This window comes from Paraburkholderia sp. SEWSISQ10-3 4 (genome assembly GCF_030464785.1).
Classification (GTDB): Bacteria; Pseudomonadota; Gammaproteobacteria; order Burkholderiales; family Burkholderiaceae; genus Paraburkholderia; species Paraburkholderia aspalathi.
On record NZ_JALPRI010000022.1, the window covers coordinates 15,971 to 36,164 of the forward strand.

Annotated in this window: 21 protein-coding genes; 4 read left to right on the plus strand and 17 right to left on the minus strand. The window is 60.6% G+C overall.

Going from position 1 to position 20,194, the window contains the following annotated elements; genetic code table 11:
* Window positions 1-32: 32 nt before the first annotated feature.
* The 6 genes from M0D68_RS29400 to M0D68_RS29425 all read right to left on the minus strand — a co-directional run bounded on the left by M0D68_RS29400 (window position 33) and on the right by M0D68_RS29425 (window position 5,559).
* Window positions 33-299: an RNA-binding protein gene (locus M0D68_RS29400; RefSeq protein WP_054039246.1), complete on the minus strand. Its 267-nt coding sequence runs from the start codon at window positions 297-299 to the stop codon at window positions 33-35.
* 5 nt (window positions 300-304) lie between these two features.
* Window positions 305-451 (minus strand): hypothetical protein, encoded by a 147-nt coding sequence (locus tag M0D68_RS29405; RefSeq protein WP_172737774.1) that lies wholly within the window; start codon window positions 449-451, stop codon window positions 305-307.
* Between the two features lie 288 nt (window positions 452-739).
* On the minus strand, window positions 740-1,090 hold the full coding sequence (locus M0D68_RS29410) for a hypothetical protein (protein WP_211702804.1): 351 nt from the start codon (window positions 1,088-1,090) through the stop codon (window positions 740-742).
* 97 nt (window positions 1,091-1,187) lie between these two features.
* Window positions 1,188-1,841 carry a hypothetical protein gene (locus M0D68_RS29415; RefSeq protein ID WP_211702803.1) on the minus strand — a complete coding sequence of 218 codons (654 nt, stop codon included), beginning with the start codon at window positions 1,839-1,841 and terminating at the stop codon, window positions 1,188-1,190.
* Window positions 1,842-2,094: 253 nt separating this feature from the next.
* Window positions 2,095-3,759, minus strand: coding sequence for a S10 family peptidase (locus M0D68_RS29420; RefSeq protein WP_200651330.1), 1,665 nt, complete (start codon window positions 3,757-3,759; stop codon window positions 2,095-2,097).
* A 243-nt stretch (window positions 3,760-4,002) separates the two neighbouring features.
* The gene (locus tag M0D68_RS29425) at window positions 4,003-5,559 is read right to left on the minus strand and encodes a protease pro-enzyme activation domain-containing protein (protein ID WP_266226130.1); all 1,557 of its coding nucleotides are present in this window, start codon (window positions 5,557-5,559) and stop codon (window positions 4,003-4,005) included.
* 306 nt (window positions 5,560-5,865) lie between these two features.
* On the opposite strand from M0D68_RS29425, the gene M0D68_RS29430 reads away from it, so the two are divergent.
* Window positions 5,866-6,375, plus strand: a complete 510-nt coding sequence (locus tag M0D68_RS29430) for a DUF1993 family protein (protein ID WP_093633227.1) — start codon at window positions 5,866-5,868, stop codon at window positions 6,373-6,375.
* 43 nt (window positions 6,376-6,418) lie between these two features.
* Here M0D68_RS29430 and M0D68_RS29435 read toward each other — a convergent pair whose 3' ends face one another.
* Window positions 6,419-6,739, minus strand: a complete 321-nt coding sequence (locus M0D68_RS29435; protein ID WP_175050059.1) for a YnfA family protein — start codon at window positions 6,737-6,739, stop codon at window positions 6,419-6,421.
* Window positions 6,740-6,936: 197 nt separating this feature from the next.
* Window positions 6,937-7,566, minus strand: coding sequence for a LysE family translocator (locus M0D68_RS29440; RefSeq protein ID WP_266226131.1), 630 nt, complete (start codon window positions 7,564-7,566; stop codon window positions 6,937-6,939).
* A 154-nt stretch (window positions 7,567-7,720) separates the two neighbouring features.
* Here M0D68_RS29440 and M0D68_RS29445 point away from each other — a divergent pair, with 154 nt between their 5' ends.
* The 3 genes from M0D68_RS29445 (at window position 7,721) to M0D68_RS29455 (ending at window position 11,578) form a co-directional block, all read left to right on the plus strand.
* The gene (locus tag M0D68_RS29445) at window positions 7,721-8,188 is read left to right on the plus strand and encodes an Lrp/AsnC family transcriptional regulator (RefSeq protein WP_211702799.1); all 468 of its coding nucleotides are present in this window, start codon (window positions 7,721-7,723) and stop codon (window positions 8,186-8,188) included.
* A gap of 65 nt (window positions 8,189-8,253) precedes the next feature.
* Entirely contained in the window at window positions 8,254-8,487 is a 234-nt protein-coding gene (locus M0D68_RS29450; protein ID WP_054039234.1) for a hypothetical protein, read from the plus strand.
* Window positions 8,488-9,901: 1,414 nt separating this feature from the next.
* Entirely contained in the window at window positions 9,902-11,578 is a 1,677-nt protein-coding gene (locus tag M0D68_RS29455) for an NRAMP family divalent metal transporter (protein ID WP_266226133.1), read from the plus strand.
* Window positions 11,579-11,642: 64 nt separating this feature from the next.
* On the opposite strand, the gene dhaK is transcribed toward M0D68_RS29455, so the two are convergent.
* From dhaK to M0D68_RS29500, 9 genes are all read right to left on the minus strand, one after another.
* A complete protein-coding gene (gene dhaK, locus M0D68_RS29460; RefSeq protein ID WP_266212340.1) occupies window positions 11,643-12,632 on the minus strand; it encodes a dihydroxyacetone kinase subunit DhaK in 990 nt (329 codons plus the stop codon).
* A 14-nt stretch (window positions 12,633-12,646) separates the two neighbouring features.
* On the minus strand, window positions 12,647-13,279 hold the full coding sequence (dhaL, locus tag M0D68_RS29465; RefSeq protein ID WP_256457836.1) for a dihydroxyacetone kinase subunit DhaL: 633 nt from the start codon (window positions 13,277-13,279) through the stop codon (window positions 12,647-12,649).
* Entirely contained in the window at window positions 13,276-14,322 is a 1,047-nt protein-coding gene (locus M0D68_RS29470) for an ABC transporter ATP-binding protein (RefSeq protein ID WP_266226135.1), read from the minus strand. Before M0D68_RS29470 ends, dhaL begins: the two co-directional genes overlap by 4 nt.
* Entirely contained in the window at window positions 14,315-15,418 is a 1,104-nt protein-coding gene (locus M0D68_RS29475) for an ABC transporter ATP-binding protein (protein ID WP_266226137.1), read from the minus strand. The genes M0D68_RS29470 and M0D68_RS29475 overlap by 8 nt, the downstream gene beginning before the upstream one ends.
* A gap of 4 nt (window positions 15,419-15,422) precedes the next feature.
* Entirely contained in the window at window positions 15,423-15,617 is a 195-nt protein-coding gene (locus tag M0D68_RS29480) for a hypothetical protein (protein WP_054039222.1), read from the minus strand.
* Window positions 15,614-16,567, minus strand: coding sequence for a carbohydrate ABC transporter permease (locus M0D68_RS29485; RefSeq protein ID WP_200619633.1), 954 nt, complete (start codon window positions 16,565-16,567; stop codon window positions 15,614-15,616). Before M0D68_RS29485 ends, M0D68_RS29480 begins: the two co-directional genes overlap by 4 nt.
* Window positions 16,564-17,520 (minus strand): carbohydrate ABC transporter permease, encoded by a 957-nt coding sequence (locus tag M0D68_RS29490; RefSeq protein WP_211702792.1) that lies wholly within the window; start codon window positions 17,518-17,520, stop codon window positions 16,564-16,566. The genes M0D68_RS29485 and M0D68_RS29490 overlap by 4 nt, the downstream gene beginning before the upstream one ends.
* Before the next feature lie 66 nt (window positions 17,521-17,586).
* Window positions 17,587-18,918, minus strand: coding sequence for an ABC transporter substrate-binding protein (locus M0D68_RS29495; RefSeq protein ID WP_093632814.1), 1,332 nt, complete (start codon window positions 18,916-18,918; stop codon window positions 17,587-17,589).
* A 114-nt stretch (window positions 18,919-19,032) separates the two neighbouring features.
* On the minus strand, window positions 19,033-20,052 hold the full coding sequence (locus M0D68_RS29500; RefSeq protein WP_266226138.1) for a LacI family DNA-binding transcriptional regulator: 1,020 nt from the start codon (window positions 20,050-20,052) through the stop codon (window positions 19,033-19,035).
* Window positions 20,053-20,194 lie beyond the last annotated feature (142 nt).

Below are 20,194 nucleotides of genomic sequence, written 5' to 3' on the forward strand. Positions count from 1 at the left end.
CGAAGCAATCAGCAAATGCGGTCGCGACTGACTCAGTGAGCAGGCGGCGTGTCGTCACTGAACAGATCGGCGCTGGCTTCGAGCGTCAAGCCACCTAACTGCTTGCCGTGAATCTGCCGCGCGATCACCTCGCCCACATATGGCACTTCCGCGTTTAACTCGACCGTGGCGTAGGCGCTGGGCTTCCCGGCGTCGACCACCTCAACGTTTTTCGCGTAATGCCCAAGCTCACGCTTGAGGAACTCCCGCACTTCCTGCTCGCTGCACGATTCCGCGATATTGCGCACGATCAGGTTCATGCCGCCTACCCTCGGCGCGCGCTGCGATCCGCGGCCTGTACCCGCACCGGGCGCAGCGCTGCACGCTGTTTCGCCTGAGCAGCCGCGAGTTCGCGGATCAAGGCGGCGCCGGCCGCACCCACAGCAGCCAATGTCAGATAGAAGGCAATCATTTAAATCTCCCCTTCGAATTTCGTCCTGTTTTCAGGATAGCCACAATCGACAACAAAAGCGATGCGACACAATGTCGTAAAAACGGACCTACAAAAACTTCCGTTAATGCACTGTACCTGAATAAGCGGCCGTAAAAATAGCAAAACACATGTTCATTCAGTGGTGCAGGCCCGGCACACGCGCCAGACGCGGACGCTGCGCAAAAACCGGGCCGCACCGGACAGCGACATTTATCGCCACCGGCATCCTACGGGGGACGTGGGCAAAGGGCGGGCTGATCGTCGGGATCAGTCCGCCGCTTGCACGTTTGCCGCGCTCACCCACCATGCATTCTTGCCTTGCGGCACGTGAACCAGTACCGCGGATGGATCGTCGACGCCGTCGTCGGCAACTTCACATACCGTCAAACCGTCCGGCAGGCGTTTCACCTCGCCGGCCGCCTGAAACAGCGCGACGCGCTGCGCGTTCAGCGGTCGCAGTTGCCGGTACACGTCGAAACTGATTGCTGCGGGCACGTCGCCGCGAATCTGCAGCGAGTCGGCACTGCCGCAGTGTACGGGCTCGGCGGCAAGCGCCGCAGCGCTGCCGAACAGAGAGCCGAATGCGAGAGCCAAGGCGGTAAGGCGTGAATGGGTCATGGTGGTTCTCCGGGAATATGTTGGGGCAGCGCGCCGCGAGCGGCGCTGAGTGAACGCGAATGAACCGCGAGGACAACGCAGGCAAAGACAGGCAGCCTCATGGCGCGCTGTCGTGACCTTCGCCTCGTCCGTTGCTGTCGCCGGTTGCGACATCGAGACGGCTCACGTCGCAAGACGTCTGGCTGAAGCCCGAATAGACCACCGACCAGTTACCGACAATCGCGGCTTGCGCCTCCGCGAGACTCAGCTTCCCTTCGCAAACGCAGCGTTTGAGCATGACCGCGGCGCGCGCCTTGCGACGCTCGCCCTGGTGGCCTGCCCACGGCAGAAGATCGAGATTGGCGGGTGCGTTCGGCGAGCCGCCGAGCACGATGGGCACGCGCCTGTCCAGCGCGAAAGCGGAACCGTTCTCGGCACCGATGCCGCGCGCGGCAAGCATGCGGTCCTTGTGGGCCATCAACTCGTCGAACGGCGGTGCAACCGTGTCCGCATAGCCGGGTCGGCAAATCGTTTCGCCGACGGACTCCTGCGTGACGCGCTCATCGAGCATCGATGAATCCTGAGCCCGGACTTCACCGATTCGCAAAGCAAGCAGCGCGGTGAAGCCGAGCAGGAACGCAAGACGCATCTTGCGGCCGGGACGCGCGGCACTGCACCGGCGCGCGAGCGTCGACGGAGCCTCCTGATGTGTCCTGCTGGTTGCGTCGCTGTAATAGATGATGCGGCGCCTGTCTGCAATGCCTGCGTTCATTCGTCGGCGCGCCGGCAGCGGCGCGCAATAGTTCAATTCGCAGACTAATTAAAACACATTCAATATGCCTACGCTAAAAAGGCTTACATACGCAGGTTAGTGAAGGTGCGTCCCAATGCACTCGCAGGCGAACGCCGGCGCGGCCCTGGCCTGCACGGATACAGTTAGCAGGACCGTGCCGAAACACCGTACAAAGGCAACGCAGCTGCCTGAGCCTCGCTCAGGCGCGGCCCAGGCACCGCGCGACCGCAACCTACTTCGGCTTTTGCACCACCCGGGCCTGCAAGGCGCGGATACGGAAGAGCGCCTGGGTGTTGGACACTGTCGTCTCGTACATCTTGGCGAGATCCGCCTTGAGCGCGGTACGCGAACCGCCGTCGAGATAGACCATATGCCCCGACGGATAAAAACGCGCCGACAGATTCTGCCGGACCTGCTGACTGACAAGCGGCATTTGCTGCAGATCGAGCACGGTCTGGTAGAACGGTGTGACGTAGTCGAAGAACCCGTTCGCCGACAGCACCTTCAGGTCAGGATTGAGCGCCATCACGGCGGCAAGGTCGCCGGCGGTGTACAGAATGATGTTGCCCTTCGCGTCCAGCCCCTTCTGCGCGCCGGTCGGATCGATATGGCTGAAGTCCCAATACTGAAATGCCTGATCGTTGAGGTCCGTGAACGCCGAATTCGACGTGTATTTCAACTGCTCGTTCAGATACACGTTCCACATCGTCGTATAGACGCCGGTCACCGCCGTCATGGTCGGATCGTTGCCACCGGAATTCGGGTCGATCTTGCCGGCGATGCCGGTGTTGATCGCCGTCACCCGGCCATCGTATTCACCGAGCGCGAGACCCTGCGATTTCAGCAGCGTGGTCAGGAACAGCGAATTGCCGCGGCTGTCGTACGACGCGATATCGAGGCTCCAGGCGAGCAAGGTGGTTTTGTCGATACCGGTGTATTCGCTGAGTTTTTCAACCGTTGCGGAATCGGTCGTCGGAAACTTGCGCAGCGCCGCCAGATAGTCGGTGCGCGCGAATTGCGCCACTTCTTCGGCAAACGTGCCGAGGTCGGTCGGCCGCGGTGCAATGCCGAGCTTCTTGTGATACCACGCGTCCGCCGCGGTGGTGGGCAAGGCGCCGACCGGGTTGCCCGATTGCGTGTAGTCGAGAATGGACGATTGCAGCGTAATGCCGTTCAGATCGACGCCGTCTTCGTGCAGCCGGTACGCCAGCACGCAACTGCGCGCCGTGCCGTAAGACTCGCCGAACAGGTACTTCGGCGAATTCCAGCGATTGTTCTTGGTAAGAAAGCGCTTGATGAACTGCTTGATCGAGTCGGCGTCCTGGTCGACACCCCAGAAGGCGCGGTTGGTCTTCGGCGCAATGGCTGCCGAATAGCCCGTGCCGACCGGATTGATGAAGACGAGGTCGCTCTTGTCGAGCAGGCTGTCCGGGTTGTCTTCCATCGAATACGGCGCGGGCGGCGTAAAGCCCGGCATCGACGTCTTGATGCGGCGCGGCGCGAACGAGCCCAGCAGCACGAACACCGACGACGAACCCGGGCCGCCGTTGTAGAAGAACGTTACCGGGCGGGTTTCCTCCTTCTGGTTGTCCTGCGTGAACGCCACGTAGAACATCTTGGCTTCAGGCTGCGAACTGCTTGGGTCGACAATGACGAGGTGACCCGCCGTCGCCGTGTAGTTGATCTTCTGGCCGCCGATCGTGGTCGAATGGTGCGTGACCGCGGCTGTTTCAGTGGTATCGGTGACGGAATCGTCCGGTCCGTTGCCATAAGCGACCGGATCGAAGAACGGCTGATCTCCGCCTTTGTGCGACGCACCGGCGGCGGCCGTTGCGGACGAAGCATGCGTGTTGTGTGACGACTGCGGACTAACGGAAGCTGACTCGGTGTTCGTCATGATCGCTCCATGGATTCGTTAAAGTCTTGGTGTGTCTTGGTGTGTCTTGGTGTGTCTCTCTTGATGTGTCTCGATGTCTCTTGATGTCACTCGTGTGTCCTGCGTTGCCTGCGCCTCCTGAAGACAAGCACCGAACCGCCTGCGGCCTGAACGCAACGTACCGGGACCAAGCGCGGACAGCCGGTCAGCGCCGGAGCTGGCAATCAGCGAGGCGCCTTCCGAACTGAACCGCGACTCATCAGACTATAGTGCCGCCGCCACCTTCTGACCATTGGGACTGCCGAGTCCCGTGCACGCATCCCAGCCTGGCGACGCGGCGAAGCTGCCATTGTTGCCCTGGGTGATGTCGTTGAGCGCACTCGGCGCCTTATACAACTTCGGGTTGATGAAACCGGCCGGTTGCCCCTTCGCCGCGTTGATCCGCGCAATCAACGCCGCCCACAGCGGCGCAACCGCACTGGTGCCGCCGACCACCGTCTGCGTGCCGTCGATCAATACGCTATAGCCGGTGATGGGCGATGCATCGCCGGCCACGTCCGGCACGCCGCGCCCGCTGAGCGCCGTCTTCGCGCCGCTCGATGAAGTGGCCGACAGACCCTTTTGCCACACCGGCACCGGGAAGGTCCGGCTCACGCCACCGCCGCCTGCGCCGCCCTGTGCGCCATCGTTCCACACCACCTCGTGAGAAATCGATGTGCCCGACGCGGTCAGGCTCGTGCCGCCGCATGCCAGCACGTAAGGGCTCGACGCCGGAAAGTCGACCTGATCGCCGCTGGAACCGTCGCTCGAGCCGCTATCGCCCGACGCCGCGCAGACCGTCACACCGAGTGCTGCCGCCGTTTGCAGCACGCTGTTGAACGCCTGCTGCGACTGGCTGGTCCAGTTCGACTCCGGGCCGCCCCAACTGATCGAGACGACCGAAGGTTTGTTGGTCGTGTCATGCACCGCGCGGCTTACCGCGTCGATGAAACCCGCATCGCTGTTCTGCGTGAAATAAACCGCGATCGTCGCACCAGGCACAATCGCACCGACGATTTCGATGTCGAGCGTAACTTCGCCGTCAGGCCCGTTCGGGTCGCCGCTCGGCTGATTGCTACCCTGATCGACACCGACAGATTTCACCTTGGGTGAAGCGACGCCGAGGCTCGCAAAGTAACTTTTGAGGTCGGACGTGTTGTACCCACCGCCGAGCTCGATGATGCCGACGCACTCGCCGCTGCCGTCGCCTTGCGGAAACTGATACAGCGACGCGAGCTGCAGCGGCGTAAAGGACGCCTGATGCGCTTTGGCCGGCTGGAACGGCGGCCGGATGCGAAAGTGCGGCCGCGCCTGAGGCCGGTTATCGAGGCCGAGCACGGCTTGCACGATGCCGTGCAGATCGTCCGGCACACTGATCGTGCCGGTGCGGCCGCGGAACTGGCCCGCAGTGTGGTGCTGGTAATGTTCCAGCTTGACGCCGAAGGCGGTCTGGAACTGCGCGATCGTGCCGCTCAGCACAACCTGGCGCGCTGCCGGATCTTCCCGCGCCACCGTCAGGCCGTGTGCCGTGGCAAAAGCTCTGACCTTGGCGATGTCGTCCGGAGTGGCGCTGTAATCTTTTGCAAAGGCTTCCCGCGATAGAGGTTTGACGCTCGGGTCGCCCGCTTCGATCTTGCTCATCAGTGCATCGAACTGCGCCTGGTGTGGACGGCGCAGCAGCACGAAAACCTCGATCCGTTCTGCCGGATCGCATTGCCCAACGACTGTCGAACCTTGTTCCGCCGTGCGCTCGCTGCCTGGCAACGGTTGTCTATTGACCATGGTATCGATTCTCCTGTTAGCGTGACGGCGCGGGCCGCAAGGTGGACCCCAAGCACGGCACGCGCCTGCACGAACTCTCCGCCGCGTGGCCAGCGACGGATTGCTGTTTCAAGGACTTCGCCAAACCGTCCGACCCATGCATTCGAACACAGTTCCGGCATGCGCGGCAGTTGTCCGAATGGCTAACGTCGCGTTCGATCAATGCGCATCGCGCAGCACCCGCGCTATGATGCTGAAGCGGCAATCCAGCCGTCGCAGCGCCTCGCGCGCCACCCGCGCGCACGATCGAAGAATCAGAGGAACCCCATGTCAATTTCGATGTATCAAGCATCATTGCCCGTGCTGGTGCGCGGCATGACTAACCTGCAAGTCATCCTCGGCAAGGCCGAGGCGCACGCTGCAGAGAAACAGATCGACCCGTCCGTGCTCACGAACGCCCGGCTCGCACCGGACATGCTGCCGCTATTGCGCCAGGTCTATATCGTGAGCGACACGGCAAAGGGCTGCGCGGCGCGTCTGGCCGGCGTCGAAGCGCCGAAGTACGACGACGTCGAACAGACCTTCGAAGAACTCGATGCCCGCCTTCAAAAGACGATTGATTATCTGAAGGAATTCAATCCGCAACAGATCGACGGATCTGAAGAACGTCCGATCACACTGAAAATGCGCGTTGGCCCAATCGAGTTCACAGGGCTGTCATATCTGCTCGGTTTCGTGTTGCCGAACTTTTATTTTCACGTGACGACGGCATACGACATTCTGCGTCACAACGGTGTCGAACTTGGCAAGCTCGACTATCTGGGCGGCGCCAAGTAAGAAGGCGCATTCGCTGTGGCGTGGGCGCCATGTGATTGCGACATCACACACGCGGCTGGAACGCGATGATCGCCATGCCGGCCAGGGTGAATACCACGCCAGCCGCATCCCACAGCGTGGGGCGCACTTTGTCGACGCCCCATAGCCACACGATCGCCACCGCCACGTACACACCGCCGTAAGCCGCATACACGCGGCCTGCGGCGGTGCCGTGCAACGTCAGCAGCCAGGCGAACAAGGCAAGACTGAGCGCGCCGGGCACCAGCAGCCAGATGGAGCCCCCCTCCTTCAGCCAACGCCAGGGCAAATAGCACCCAACGATCTCAGCCACGGCGGTCACGGCATAAAGCAGAAAAGTTTTCATCGACAGATAGAAGCGAGCGGTTGTTTTGCCGCGGAACGGTGCGCGGCTGCCTATCGGCTTTTTTAACACACTCACTTCGCGCGTGGACATGATGCATGCGCCGAGTGTGCCGCGCCTCGTTGCTCTATTCGCTACCTGTCATGGGCATCACATCAGCTTGATGCCGACATCCGCAAGTGCGGAAGTTCGGAAGTCAGTCAGTCCAGCGAAAGCCGCAACGCAAAGCCGATCAGCGCCGCTGAGAAAGTCCAACGCTGCAGTGTCTGCGCGAGAGGATGAGCCCTCATCCACCCGGCAATGCGCGCCGCGCCAATCGCGTACACGATGTCGAAACATGCGCCGATGGCGAGCAGCACCAAACCCAGTTCGACCATCTGCAGCGCAACCGGTCCGGCCGCAGGACGCACGAACTGCGGCAATAGCACCGAGCAGAACAGCAGTGCTTTCGGGTTCAACAGATTGGTCAGCAAGCCCTTGACGAAAGCGGTCCGCAACGGCCGCGACTCGGCGCCCATCACACCGCCTTCGGGCAATGCGAATACAGGTGAGCGGAAAATCTGGATACCAACCCACGCGAGATAAACCGCGCCGCCATAACGCACCACGTCGTACAACCAGGGCGCGCTGCGCAGCAGCGCCGCCACCCCGCATGCCGACAATGTGACGTGTGTGGCCCGCGCCACCCCAAGGCCGCCAGCCGCGGCGAAACCACTTCGCACGCCGCGTCCGATACTGGTCTGCAGAACCAGCGCCATGTCGGGTCCAGGCACGGCATAAACCACAAACAACGCAGCGATATAAACGACCAGAAGGTGTGCGGAAATCATAGAAGCCTCTTGTTTTAAGGGCTCTATCTTGCCGTCGTCGGCGGAGGGTTTGCTGGCGAAATACAGGGGCAGCGGCTTCGTCTTTGAAGGAATACGCTAATATTCCACTCCCGAGTCATGTTTTCCGCCAACGCACTGTCAACACCTCAAAACCATGACAACCGACCTCGATAAAACAGACCGCGCGATCCTCGCCGCGCTGCAGAACGATGGCCGCATGTCGAACGCACGGCTGGCCGACTTGGTCGGCCTGAGCGAGACGCCTTGCGCCCGCCGCCTCAAGCGCCTCGAAAACGATGGCTATATCGACCAATACCGCGCGATGCTTTCGCGCTCCGCCCTCGGCCTCGGCGTCGTCGCGTTCGTCTATGTGCGTTTTGCCGTGCACGACCGCGCGGTGGCCACCCGTTTCGAGCGCGAGGTGCAGGCAATCCCGCGAATTCTCGCGTGCCACAACGTGTCGGGCAGCGCCGACTATATTCTGCAGGTGGTCGCGCGCGATCTCGACGACTACGGCACGTTCATGCGCGACGAGATGCGCAGCCTGCCGGGCGTGACGTCGGTGGAATCGGCGTTGTCGCTACGGGAAATCAAGGCTAACGGCGGCCTGCCGCTGTCCTGAACGCGGACGTGGCATAGTCACGCATTTGATACGGCGCGAGCCGACCAGACGAGCACGGAGTTTTCATGGATCACGAACAGGCAAGAGCCGAAGAATCAGCCGCGATGGAGCGCGTCTTGACTGCAACCACGCGGGTAAAAGCAGCCTTCGCGTCGCTGCAATCGCAATTCCCGCCGGCCGGCAGCGGCCAGCCTTCGCAGTTCGCGCTGCAAACATTCGACGCTGCATTGCAGGAGCTCGAAGATGCCCAAGCCGCCTTCGACGAATTGCTTGGCGATCTGCTTGACGGCAATCGTTGAGTGGCATAGCCGGTCTCTTCACTGCATAGCTGCTGCGTAGGACGCGAGCGGCGGCCGTCTTCAGTTTCCACCGAGGCGGGCGTCGCGTTATTCGGAGCGGTCGGCTGGACTTGACCGTTAGTTGCGTATTAACGTCCTGGAACTGGAACTCCCGCACCGCTGAATCCTCGTTTCAACGCACTAATGCGTTCAGAACCGCATCGAAACAGCCACTCTATCCACTCGGAAAACGATAGGGGTCCGCAACCCGAAGATGGCTTCGTTACCGACGCGTTGGACGGATTGCCCGGATCCGGAATTCCGCCTGCCGGCCGGGACACATTCATAAAATCGCAAGTGAAAATCACATAAAAGAGATCGCACTCCGAATTTCCAGGCGAGCCGGTTGCCTGCCCTTGGCGTTGCCCTGCCGCTACCCGTCGTTACGTTATTTAAGGCCGCGCGCGTCCTTTAATCCCCTGTCCTTCCTGTCACTTCTGAAAGGCTCAGCCCCGCCAGAGATAGCGAAGTGCGTTGTCGCACGTATAAGAAAAGAATATTTGCTTCGCTTAACGAAGCATGTTGACTTCTGCTTGCGGGAGTGCCTAAAATTCGCCCGTCATCACAAACGGGGCCATTGCCTTGGACACCAGCAGTAGTCGATCTTCGAACAGTTTCACTGCCTGACCGGCCCGACGCCCGCGCTCTCTTTTCTCAGCCGCCGTCTTGCCAGCAGGCAGACGGTGCGCGCCGTAACAAGTAACCTCCCCGTGCACCTTAACTAGCGCCATTCGGCCGCGCCGTGCTTACGCACGTCCCGCAACCGTATGGCATCGCGTCGCGAGCATCCACTCGCGGCAGCGTTCGCTCACGCCGGTTCGATTCGTTCGAATCCGGCGCGGCCGAGCGCGTGGACAAGCACGTGCCTGACGAACGCAAATAGCAATGCAGATCAGCAACGTCGATAAACGAAACCGATAAGGAGCCGCCATGCCCGACAGTGACAGTTATCCCTTATGCCGCTCTATTGCCGTGCAATTTTTCTTTTTCCTGAGGAAAGCAGGTAGACGTTCGCCGCCGCGCGCATAGTGCCGGCCGCGCTCCGTGTCTGCTGGCTTTCCGCAACTCGCGTCAAGCCATACGCACCGGAGAAATACCATGTACATCGCCGTCCTCGTACCGACCCTGCAGCAAACGCATATCCACAGCGACGCTGCACTCGCACTTCACAGCATCAAACCGCACTGGCTCGCCATGTCCTGGCACCGTGTCAAGGCGCTCTTCTCAACTCGGCTCCCTAATAGCCACTGACAGTACCCGCACGTCTTCGCGATCCGCATGCGTCGCCGTCGCTCGAGCCCATTCGACGACACGCGTACTGCGGATTCCGAAGGCGCGCCACTGCATTCAAACCACACTGCCAAGGCGGTTAAAAATGTCCACTCCAATTAACGTCTCACCACCACGCAGCGCTGTTCTCGACGAAGCCCATCTCGGCGACATCAAAGGCGCGCTCGGCACCATCGCGCATCACGACACCGCCCCGCGCAACAACTGGTGGGCCCGCATCCGGACGCTGCTCGCGATCCTCGGCCCCGGTCTCATCGTAATGGTCGGTGACAACGACGCCGGCGCCTTCGGCACCTACACGCAAGCAGGACAGAATTACGGCACCACCTTGCTGTGGACCATGCTGCTGCTCGTGCCCGTTCTCTTCGTCAATCAGGAGATGGTGCTGCGTCTCGGCGCCGTGACCGGCGTCGGCCATGCCCGGCTGATCTTCGAGCGCTTCGGCAAGTTCTGGGGCGCATTCAGCGTCGTCGACCTGTTCATCCTGAACGCGCTCACCATCGTGACCGAGTTCATCGGCATCACGTTCGTGCTGGATTTCTTCGGCATTTCGAAAGTGACCGGGGTCTGCATCGCCGCGGCAGTGACGATGGCCGCGGTCAGCACGGGCAACTTCAGGCGCTTTGAGCGCTTCGCGGTCGCACTCTGTCTGCTGAGCCTGCTGCTGGTACCGGTACTGGTGTCGATTCATCCGCCGGTTGCGCAGATGACGCACGATTTCTTCATTCCAGGCTGGCCCGCCAATTCGAAACTGAGCGATGTGATGTTGCTCGTGATCGGCATTGTCGGCACCACGGTCGCGCCCTGGCAGCTGTTTTTCCAGCAGAGCTATATCGTGGATAAACGCATCACGCCGCGCTTCATGAAGTATGAGAAAGCCGACCTGTGGATCGGTATCGTCTTCGTGATGATCGGTGCGGTGGCCATGATCTCGTTCTGTGCTGCACTGTATGCAGGCAAACCTGAGTTCGGCAATTTCACGGATGCGGGCGGCGTGATCGCCGGCCTCGAAAAATATGCCGGCCGCACACCCGCGGTTCTCTTCGCGATCGCGCTGCTAGACGCCTGCATTATCGGCGCGGCAGCTGTATCGCTGTCCACCGCATACGCAATCGGCGACGTGTTCAAGATCCGCCACTCGCTGCATCGTGGTGTGACCGACGCGAAGGGCTTCTACCTCGTCTACTTCGGCATTATCTCGGCCGCGGCTGCGCTGGTATTGATTCCCGGCAGCCCGCTCGGTCTTCTGACTGAAGCCGTGCAAACGCTCGCTGGCGTGCTGCTTCCGAGTGCAACGGTGTTCCTGCTGCTGTTGTGCAACGACCGCGCCGTTCTTGGTCCGTGGGTGAACTCGAAGAAACTCAACTTCTTTACAGGCGCCGTTGTCTGGGTGCTCGTCATGCTCTCCATCATCCTCACTGCATCGGTGTTGTATCCGGACATTACCGGCGAAGCGATTATTGAAGTACTGGCCGGAGGCACGCTACTGGCCGTAGTCGGCTACGTTGCAACCGTTACGGTTCGCAGGCTGCGGCTCGCATCGACGGATGCAGCGGCTTCCGCGATTGCCCAGGCGTCTGATAGCGAGCAGCAGTTTTCGAAAGAAGCACGCAATACGTGGCGCATGCCGCCTCTCGAAGAACTGCCGGCGCCGCAACTGACGCTATCCAAACGCATCTGGATGGGCGTGCTGCGCGGCTATCTGATCGTGGCGGTCGCACTCGTTGTCGTAAAGGTCGTGCAGATGACGTTGCTGCATTGAGCCAATGCTGCCCGCCTGCTCACGGTTACTCCGGTGAGCGGCGGGCAAACGGCGGACCTTCGCATTACACACCCCAGCGTAATCCCGGCGTATGCACTGCGCTGTCCCAATGGCGCTTCATCTCATCGTCGAGCACGCACAGTGTGATCGATGCACCAGCCATCTCCAGCGAAGTCGTCAGTGCGCCTACCTGCACCCGACCGATATTCAGCCCGCGCTGTTCGAGCCACGTACGCGTGGAATTGAAGAGCAGATACAGTTCTCCAAGCGGCGTACCACCGAGCCCATTGACGAGCACAAGTAATTCAGCATCTGCCGCCGGCTTCAGATCTTCAGCAATCGCCGTCAGCAACTCGCCCGCAATCGCGTCAGCGGGTGCGAACTTCGCGCGCCGACGCCCAGGCTCACCATGAATGCCGACGCCCACTTCGATCTCGTCGTCGCCGATTTTGAACGTTAGCGTACGGGCCGCCGGGACCGTGCAACTGGTGAACGCCACGCCCATCGACGCGGTGCGCTTGTTGATGCGGTCGCCGAAGGCCTTGCATTGCTCGAGATCCGCACCGCTCTCCGCCATACTGCCAACCAGTTTCTCGACGATCACGGCGCCGGCCACGCCGCGCCGCCCTGTCGTGTAACTCGAATTCTCCACGGCCACGTCGTCGTTGATCAGCACCATTGCATTCGGCAGCTCGGACATCTCCGACGCCATTTCAAAGTTCATCAGGTCACCGGAGTAGTTCTTCACGATGAACAGCACGCCTGCGCCGGTATCGACAGCCTTTGCCGCAGCCATCATCTGGTCGGGAGTCGGCGACGTGAAAATCTGCCCCGGACAGGCTGCATCGAGCATCCCATAACCGACGAAGCCAGAGTGCAGAGGCTCATGGCCCGAGCCGCCACCCGAAATCAGCGCAACCTTTCCGGGCTTCAACACCTTACGGCGCACGAACACCGGCTCAGTGTTCAGCACGACCAGGTCGCTGTGCGCAGCGGCGAACCCCGCCAGACTCTCGGTGAGAAAATCGTCCACATGATTCATGAATTTTTTCACGGTCTCTCGCTCCTTCACTCGTTATGAAGCGCCAGGCGCGCGCATACCGACGCAATCATGATCTGACTCGAACGCGCTCCCGGATCGATGTGCCCACGCGACCGTTCGCCGAGAAACGACGCCCGCCCTTTGGTCGCCAGCATATCGCGGGTAGCGAGCATGTTTTCCTCCGCGACCCGCGGCAACGCATCGCGCACCTCTTCTGCGGTCGCACCCTGTGCGGCCAGTTCGTCGAAACGCTTCGCGACCGGGATCAGGACGTCCATCATCGTTTTGCTGCCCACACCGGTCTTGCCGCGTTGACCGACCGCTTCGACCCCCGCGGCAAAAACGTGCGCAAAGCCCGCTGTATCCAGTGCATGTCGTTCGGAAGCTTTAGACATGCCGCTCAGCAGCGAAAAGAACAATGGCCCCGACGATCCGCCTACTGTCGAGAGCACCTTGGATGCCGCGATTTCCAGCGCGGGGCCGAATGCTGCGCCTTCGATGTCCGACCTCACAGCGAGCAGAGCCTCCATGCCTCGCAGCAGATTGAAGATGTGATCGCCGTCGCCGATCTGCTGGTCGAGCAAAGCGATCTCGTCAGTATGTTCCTTCAGCGACGCATATGCGGCGTCGATGCACGCCATGACCGTTTTGCCGTTCATGTCGCTATCCTCCTGCCGTCGGCACGAAAATATAAAAGGCTGCGCGCCGGCAGCGAAACGCCGACCGATTGCCCGGGCGTGAAATTGCGCTCCGCCACTGTCGTTGCCACGACGGCGGTCCCTGCGCGATCGAGGATCAGCAGGTGCCGCAGCGGCGAGTATTCGAGCACCTTCAGATTCAACGCGTCCTGTGCGCCTGAAACATCACGTTGATCCCGCGTGTCCCCGTCATGCAGCACCACGTCCTCGGGACGGATTGCAACTGTGGCCGTACCCTCCGGCATGTACGCCGAATCGAACAGCGCCGGCGGCAGCAGGTTGATCGGCGGAGAGCCCAGCCGCTGCGCTGCACTGAGCGAAACCGGATTGCCGTATACCTCGCGGGGCGTGCCGAGCTGTACCAGACGCCCATGCTCGAGAATGCCGATACGATCCGCGAGCGTCGTCGCTTCGACCTGATCGTGTGTAACGTACACAATCGTTGCGCCAATCGTGCGATGCAGGCGTTTGAGTTCAATACGCAATTCTTCGCGCAGCTTTGCATCGAGCGACGACAGCGGTTCGTCCATCAAAAATGCCTTGGGTTGCCGCACGAGCGCGCGCCCTATCGCCACGCGCTGCATTTCGCCGCCTGACAGGTGTGTCGCCATATTGTCGAGCTTCGATTCCATATGCAGCATGTCGGCCACCGCGTGGACTCGCGCGCGCACCTCCGCCTCGCTGCTGCGCCTTCTCGGGGAGCGCAGCGGAAAAGCCAGATTGCCGAACACAGTCAGATGCGGATAGAGCGAGTATTGCTGGAAGATAAACGCGACGTCGCGATCCGATGGATGCACGCCCGTAGCAATGGCGCCATCGATCAGTACCTCGCCGGTATCCGGTCGTTCCAGCCCGGCAATCAGACGCAGCGTCGTGGTCTTGCCCGCACCGCTCGGCCCAAGCAACACGATGAACTCGCCATCATCGACGTCGATCGAAAGATCGTCGACAGCGTGGATGTCGCCAAACCGTTTCGATACATTGCGCAACTGGATTTCAGCCATGAGCCTCTCCGTATGCGGGAATCGTTTGAGTGGCGCGTGGCAGCAGGCGGCCCGTTTGCGCGTCGTACAGCAGTGTGCGCTCCTTGCGAAACGACAAACCGACCGGTGATCCGGCAGGCAAACCATCGTCCTTGCCCGCCCGCACGCGCACGATGCCTAGCGCCGTCTCAATCACCAGCACCTGATGCGAGCCGAGATATTCATCCGCGATGACCTTGCCGCGCAGTGGACCGCGCTCGTCGAGCATCACATGCTCCGGGCGAATGCCAAGCAGAACACGCTCGGCCGCCGCCTCGCAACGCGGCACCGGCACCGTGGCGCCGTGAAGTTGTACCACTTCGCTACCCGCGTCGACACCGCGATCGACCGGCAGGAAATTCATCGGCGGACTGCCGATAAAGTTGCCGACGAACACGGTGGCCGGGAAATGATAAATCTCATGTGGCGGCCCGGCTTGCAGCACTTCGCCCTTGTTCATCACGACAATGTCGTCGGCCATCGCCATGGCTTCGCTCTGGTCGTGCGTCACATAAACCGTCGTTGCCGCGAGCGCGTTATGCAGCTTGCGCAGTTCAAGACACATCAGCTCGCGGAAGTCCGCATCGAGCGTCCCAAGAGGCTCGTCCATCAGAAAAGCCTTCGGCTGCCGCACGATCGCGCGGCCGAGCGCAACGCGCTGCCGGTCACCGCCCGACAAGCCGCCCGTTTTGCGATCGAGAATGTCCTCGATGCGCAGCATGTGTGCGACTGCATCGACCCGCGTCGCGATTTCCTTGCGCGACACATGCTCGTTCTTCAGCGGAAACGCAATGTTATTGCGCACCGTCATATGCGGATACAGCGCGAACATCTGAAACACAAACGCGATATCGCGCTGACGTGCACGCAGCGCCGTCACGTCTTCGCCGTCGATCAGAATCTGCCCTGAGGTCGGCAACTCGAGCCCGGCGATCATCCGCAGCGTGGTGGTCTTGCCGCAGCCCGACGGACCGAGCAGTACGACAAAGCGTCCCGCATCGATCGTCAGACTGGTGCCGCGCACCGCGACGAAATCGTCGAAGCGTTTATGGAGGTTGGCAAGCACGATGGTCGACATGGCGCTATTCCGGGAAATGGCTCGTCACGAGGAACGCAAGTGCGCCCACCAGAATGACCGGAAACGACCACGTGAACAGCGCCAGCGAAAAAGGCTGAACCAGCATCGCCATGCCGGCGCCGATCAGCACGGTGGAGGCCGTTTCGCTATAGCCGCGGCGCAGCCAGCGCCTCTGCGTGAGAACGAAATCACGTTTCATTTGCGCACCGCTCCAAATGTGATACCGCGCAATAGATGTTTGCGCAGCACGACAGTAAAGAAGAGAATCGGCAGTACGAATAGCGTGGTCGCCGCCGCAACAGCGGGCCAATCCTGTCCGCCTTCGCCGATGATGAACGGAATGAACGGCGGCATGGTCTGCGCATCGCCGCTTGTCAGCAAAGACGCGAACGCATACTCGTTCCACGCGAAGATCAGACAGAAAATCGCGGTTGCCGCAATGCCGGTGATTGCCTGCGGCAGCACGACTTTGACGAAGGCCTGCAGACGCGTGTAGCCATCCACCAGCGCCGCCTCTTCGTATTCGCGTGGAATCTCGTCCATGAAACCCTTCAGCAGCCACACCGCCAGCGAGACGTTCACTGCCGTATAAAGCACGATCATGCCGACATAGCTGTCGCTCAGGCCCAACGCGCGATACATCAGGTAGATCGGAATCGCGACCGCTATCGGCGGCATCATGCGAGTCGACAGGATGAAAAACAGCAGGTCGTCGGCGAGGGGGACTTTGAAACGCGAAAAGGCATACGCCGCGAGCGTGCCGAGAAACACCGCGAGGAAAGTCGAACCGAATCCGATCACGAGCGAATTGACGAAGCGCGGCAAAACCTTCGACGGTCCGGCGATCACCATGCCGCGCTTGCGCACGTCGCGCTCATACCAGGTTTGCGCAGGCGGCAGACTGGCGATGAATTCCGGCGTCTGCCGCGAACGGATCGTGAACAGGTTCACGTAGCCTTCCATGGACGGCTGGAACAGCACGACTGGCGGATAGGCGATCGCGTCTTCCTGGGTCTTGAAGCTCGTCAGGAAGATCCACACCATCGGCAAGGTGGCGAGCAATGCATACGTAATGACGGCCGCGGCGGCAAAGCGCTTGCCGCGCGGCGACGACGCCACCACCGAGTATTGACTGGCAGTCGGTCTCATCGTTGTTTCACCCGGTTGAGTGCCTTCACATAGATGTTCGCCGCACCGAACACCGTCACGAAGAGAATGATGGCCAGTGCCGACGAATAGCCGGTCTGCCACTTCTCGAATGCGGCGCGCTTTAGCGTGATCGACACGGTTTCGGTTACCGAACCCGGTCCGCCGGAAGTCAGCAGGTTCACCATGTCGAACATCTTGAAGTTCTCGATGCCGCGAAACAGCACCGCCAGCATCAGGAACGGCAAGGTCATCGGCAGCGTGATCGACCAGAATTGCCGCCACGGCGTGGCGCGATCCACTTCCGCCGCTTCGTAGATGTAGTCGGGAATCGAACGCAGACCCGCGAGGCAGATGAGCATCACATAAGGTGTCCACATCCACGTATCGACCATCACGATGGTCCACGGTGCAAGCGAGACGTCGCCGATCATCTGGAACGACCCGGGCGCAATGCCGGTGAAGAAGCTGACGATATCGTTGAAAAGACCCGTTTGCGGTTGCAGCAGAAAGGTCCAGAAATTGCCCACCACGGCGGGCGAAAGCATCATTGGCAGCAGGATCAACGTGGTCCAGAAACTATGCCCGCGGAACTGCCGGTTGATCAGCAACGCGAGGCCGAAGCCGAGCAGCACCTCCAGTCCGACCGACCAGAACACGAAACGCGCCGTGACCTGCATGGCGTACCAGATGTCTTCGTCGGTGAGAATATCGACGTAGTTGTCGATGCCGACAAAGTGCGCCGGCACGCTCGGCATATTCGACTTGAAATTCGTGAACGAGAGACGCAATGCCCAGATCAACGGGAAGATGTTGATGGCGAGTAGCAGCAGGATCGTCGGAAGAATGAACAGCCACGCGATGGTTCTGTCCGATAGCCCGGCAAGGCGCGTGCTCACGCGCGCCCGTGCGCCTGACTCGAGCCCAGCCGGCGGAAAAGGCTTGTTTGCCAACATGCCTGACTCCTTTAAGCGGACCGGCGGCAATCCGTGCAGGCGGCGCCGGTCCAGTCGGGAAACGCGCTAGTTCTTGCCTTCGGCCTTGAAGACCTTGTTCCAGTCTTTCACCAGGAGATCGAGCGCTTCCTTGGCCGTGCCCTTATCGGCCACCACGTAATCATGCACGCGCTTTTGCATGTCGAGCAGCAGTTCGGCGTAAGCGGGCTCCGCCCAGAAGTCCTTCACGATCGCCATCGACTTCAGGAAGGCCGGTGCAAACGGGGCGCTCTTTGGGAAGTCCGGGGCATCGACCACCGACTTCGCCGCCGAATAACCGCCCAATTGCCACCATTTCTTCTGGACATCCGGCTGCGCGAACCATTTGATGTACTCGAGCGCGTCGTCTTTATGATCCGAGTACGAAACGACCGAGATTCCCTGCCCGCCCAGCTGTGTGAACTGCTTCAACTCACGCGGATTGACGAAGAACCCGATCTTGTCGCCGCCGACGTTCGGGTCTTTATAGAGTCCCGGGAAAAACGCAAACCAGTTCATCTGCATCGCCACCTGGCCTGACTTGAACGCGTCGAGTCCTTCCTGCATGTACGCGTTGGTCATTCCAGGTGCCGTGCAACACTTGTAGAGCGCCTTATAGAACTCCAACCCTTTGATCGCGCCCGGTGAATTGACAAAGCCGTCCAGGTGATAAGGCTTCTTCGGGTCCTGATATTCGAAGCCGAAGTTATAGAGCGCGTTGGTCACGCCCATCGTAATGCCTTCGGAACCGCGCTCGGTGAAGATATACGCACCATACACGGTCTTGCCGTCGATCTTGCGGCCCTGGAAGAACTCGGCGGTTTGCTTGAGTTCATCCAGCGTGGTGGGCGGTTCGAGTTCGCGTTTATATTTTTGCTTGAACTCCGCGCGCAACTCCGGACGCGCGAACCAGTCCTTGCGATATGTCCAGCCGACCGCGTCAGCCATGGCCGGCAATGCCCAGTAGTTCGGCGTATTCTTCGGCCACTCCGAATAACCGACCACGGTCGCCGGCACGAAGTCGTCCATCGATATCTTGTTCTTCACGAAGAAATCGTTGAGCTTGACGTAGTGCCCATTGACCGCCGCGCCGCCAATCCACTGGCTATCGCCGATGATCAGATCACATAGTTTGCCATGCGAATTAAGTTCGTTGATGAAGCGATCGGCGTAACTGGTCCACGGCACGAACTCGAACTTCATCTTGATGCCGGTCTTGCTCGTGAAATCTTTCGACAGTTCGACGAGTGCGTTGGCTGGATCCCATGCCGCCCAACATAATGTCAACTGCTTGTCCTGTGCTTGCGCGCCTGTCGCCATGCCGAATCCCAGCGATACGATGGCCGCCGCCACTACCCTTGCTGACGTAAGACGTAACATGTGTCTTCTCCTTGTCTTTCTCGGGTCTCCAACCTGATATGGAACAGCGCCCATGCGCCGGGCACCGTGTTTCGGCTCCAGCGGATTCAGACGGCAATCCGCGTGTCGCGAGCTTCAGGCATGCGCATTCTCACGAAGATAAATTCGGGTCTCCGGCGTTGGGATGGCGAGCGCCCCACGCACGTCGTTAAGAAAATTAATCGCGGCAAGGCCGGCCCAGTGCACGATGCCTCGCACGTCCTGATCGAGAATCACATCGATCGCGCGTTCCGTGAGCTGGCTGCGGGTCTCCGCGGTGCATTCATGGCCGATCACAACCAGACGGGTCTTGTCGCCGGATTCCTGCAATGCCGCGGCGATCCCGGAGATGCCGCCGCCCGTTGCATAGACGCCGACCAGATCCGGATGGCGTGCCAGCAAACCCTGAGCGGCGAGACCCGCGCCGTCGTCGTCTTCGGCGAAATCGGGCTCGGCGATCCAGCGCAGATTGCGAAAATCCTCTTCCAGAACCTGCGAAAAACCAGTGCGCCGCTCCAGTTGATCATGCAGGCGTGACGAGGCGGAAAGCACCGCCACCGTGCCAATGCGGGAACCGAGAAATCTGCCCATCAACAGACCGGCCGTACGACCGGCGATCCGGTTATCGACGCCGACATACGCGGCACGGCGGCTCGAGGGCAGATCGGAGAACACCGTGACGACAGGCACGTTCGCCACGCTCATGTCTTCAATCAGACGTTCTACCCATGGATAGTCGAGCGGCACGAGCACGAGCGCGTCGTAGCCGGCCACCTGTTCGGCGAATGTGGCCGTGTCGCGCTGACTGGAAAAATCGCAGCGATAGAACGAAGGGATGATGCGGTGTTCGCGAAAGAAGCTGGCGGAGAGCGCAATACCGCGCTCGACATGATCGAGAAAGCGCGAGTTGATCTGGGGAAGCACAAAGGCGACGCGAAACGAACCGGCTTTCGCCGGGCGGCCGCGACTCGCGCGTTCGTCGCGCAGCGTGGCCAGCGCAAGGTGAACGCGCTCGGCAGTTTCCGGACGCACGGCCTGATCGTCGCGCAACACACGATCGACCGTGGCCACGCTAACGCCCGCACGACGCGCAATCATCATACGTGTAGCCGGCATGTGTCTCCTCCGGTGCCGAGCCAGAAGTCGTTTTGTTTTATGAAGGTAGCTTTTTCTGTATGAAATGCAAGTTTTTTTACTTCAATAAATCCATCATTTTTGACGGCATGGTGCGGCGCACATGAAGGTGTGAAGCAATTGG

What these genes read in the sequence shown, in the direction of transcription:
- M0D68_RS29400 (WP_054039246.1), bottom strand. Translation starts at nt 299, where the DNA reads ATGAACCTGATCGTGCGCAATATCGCGGAATCGTGCAGCGAGCAGGAA.
- M0D68_RS29405 (WP_172737774.1), bottom strand. Translation starts at nt 451, where the DNA reads ATGATTGCCTTCTATCTGACATTGGCTGCTGTGGGTGCGGCCGGCGCC.
- M0D68_RS29410 (WP_211702804.1), bottom strand. Translation starts at nt 1,090, where the DNA reads ATGACCCATTCACGCCTTACCGCCTTGGCTCTCGCATTCGGCTCTCTG.
- M0D68_RS29415 (WP_211702803.1), bottom strand. Translation starts at nt 1,841, where the DNA reads ATGAACGCAGGCATTGCAGACAGGCGCCGCATCATCTATTACAGCGAC.
- M0D68_RS29420 (WP_200651330.1), bottom strand. Translation starts at nt 3,759, where the DNA reads ATGACGAACACCGAGTCAGCTTCCGTTAGTCCGCAGTCGTCACACAAC.
- M0D68_RS29425 (WP_266226130.1), bottom strand. Translation starts at nt 5,559, where the DNA reads ATGGTCAATAGACAACCGTTGCCAGGCAGCGAGCGCACGGCGGAACAA.
- M0D68_RS29430 (WP_093633227.1), top strand. Translation starts at nt 5,866, where the DNA reads ATGTCAATTTCGATGTATCAAGCATCATTGCCCGTGCTGGTGCGCGGC.
- M0D68_RS29435 (WP_175050059.1), bottom strand. Translation starts at nt 6,739, where the DNA reads ATGAAAACTTTTCTGCTTTATGCCGTGACCGCCGTGGCTGAGATCGTT.
- M0D68_RS29440 (WP_266226131.1), bottom strand. Translation starts at nt 7,566, where the DNA reads ATGATTTCCGCACACCTTCTGGTCGTTTATATCGCTGCGTTGTTTGTG.
- M0D68_RS29445 (WP_211702799.1), top strand. Translation starts at nt 7,721, where the DNA reads ATGACAACCGACCTCGATAAAACAGACCGCGCGATCCTCGCCGCGCTG.
- M0D68_RS29450 (WP_054039234.1), top strand. Translation starts at nt 8,254, where the DNA reads ATGGATCACGAACAGGCAAGAGCCGAAGAATCAGCCGCGATGGAGCGC.
- M0D68_RS29455 (WP_266226133.1), top strand. Translation starts at nt 9,902, where the DNA reads ATGTCCACTCCAATTAACGTCTCACCACCACGCAGCGCTGTTCTCGAC.
- dhaL (WP_256457836.1), bottom strand. Translation starts at nt 13,279, where the DNA reads ATGAACGGCAAAACGGTCATGGCGTGCATCGACGCCGCATATGCGTCG.
- M0D68_RS29470 (WP_266226135.1), bottom strand. Translation starts at nt 14,322, where the DNA reads ATGGCTGAAATCCAGTTGCGCAATGTATCGAAACGGTTTGGCGACATC.
- M0D68_RS29475 (WP_266226137.1), bottom strand. Translation starts at nt 15,418, where the DNA reads ATGTCGACCATCGTGCTTGCCAACCTCCATAAACGCTTCGACGATTTC.
- M0D68_RS29480 (WP_054039222.1), bottom strand. Translation starts at nt 15,617, where the DNA reads ATGAAACGTGATTTCGTTCTCACGCAGAGGCGCTGGCTGCGCCGCGGC.
- M0D68_RS29485 (WP_200619633.1), bottom strand. Translation starts at nt 16,567, where the DNA reads ATGAGACCGACTGCCAGTCAATACTCGGTGGTGGCGTCGTCGCCGCGC.
- M0D68_RS29490 (WP_211702792.1), bottom strand. Translation starts at nt 17,520, where the DNA reads ATGTTGGCAAACAAGCCTTTTCCGCCGGCTGGGCTCGAGTCAGGCGCA.
- M0D68_RS29495 (WP_093632814.1), bottom strand. Translation starts at nt 18,918, where the DNA reads ATGTTACGTCTTACGTCAGCAAGGGTAGTGGCGGCGGCCATCGTATCG.
- M0D68_RS29500 (WP_266226138.1), bottom strand. Translation starts at nt 20,052, where the DNA reads ATGCCGGCTACACGTATGATGATTGCGCGTCGTGCGGGCGTTAGCGTG.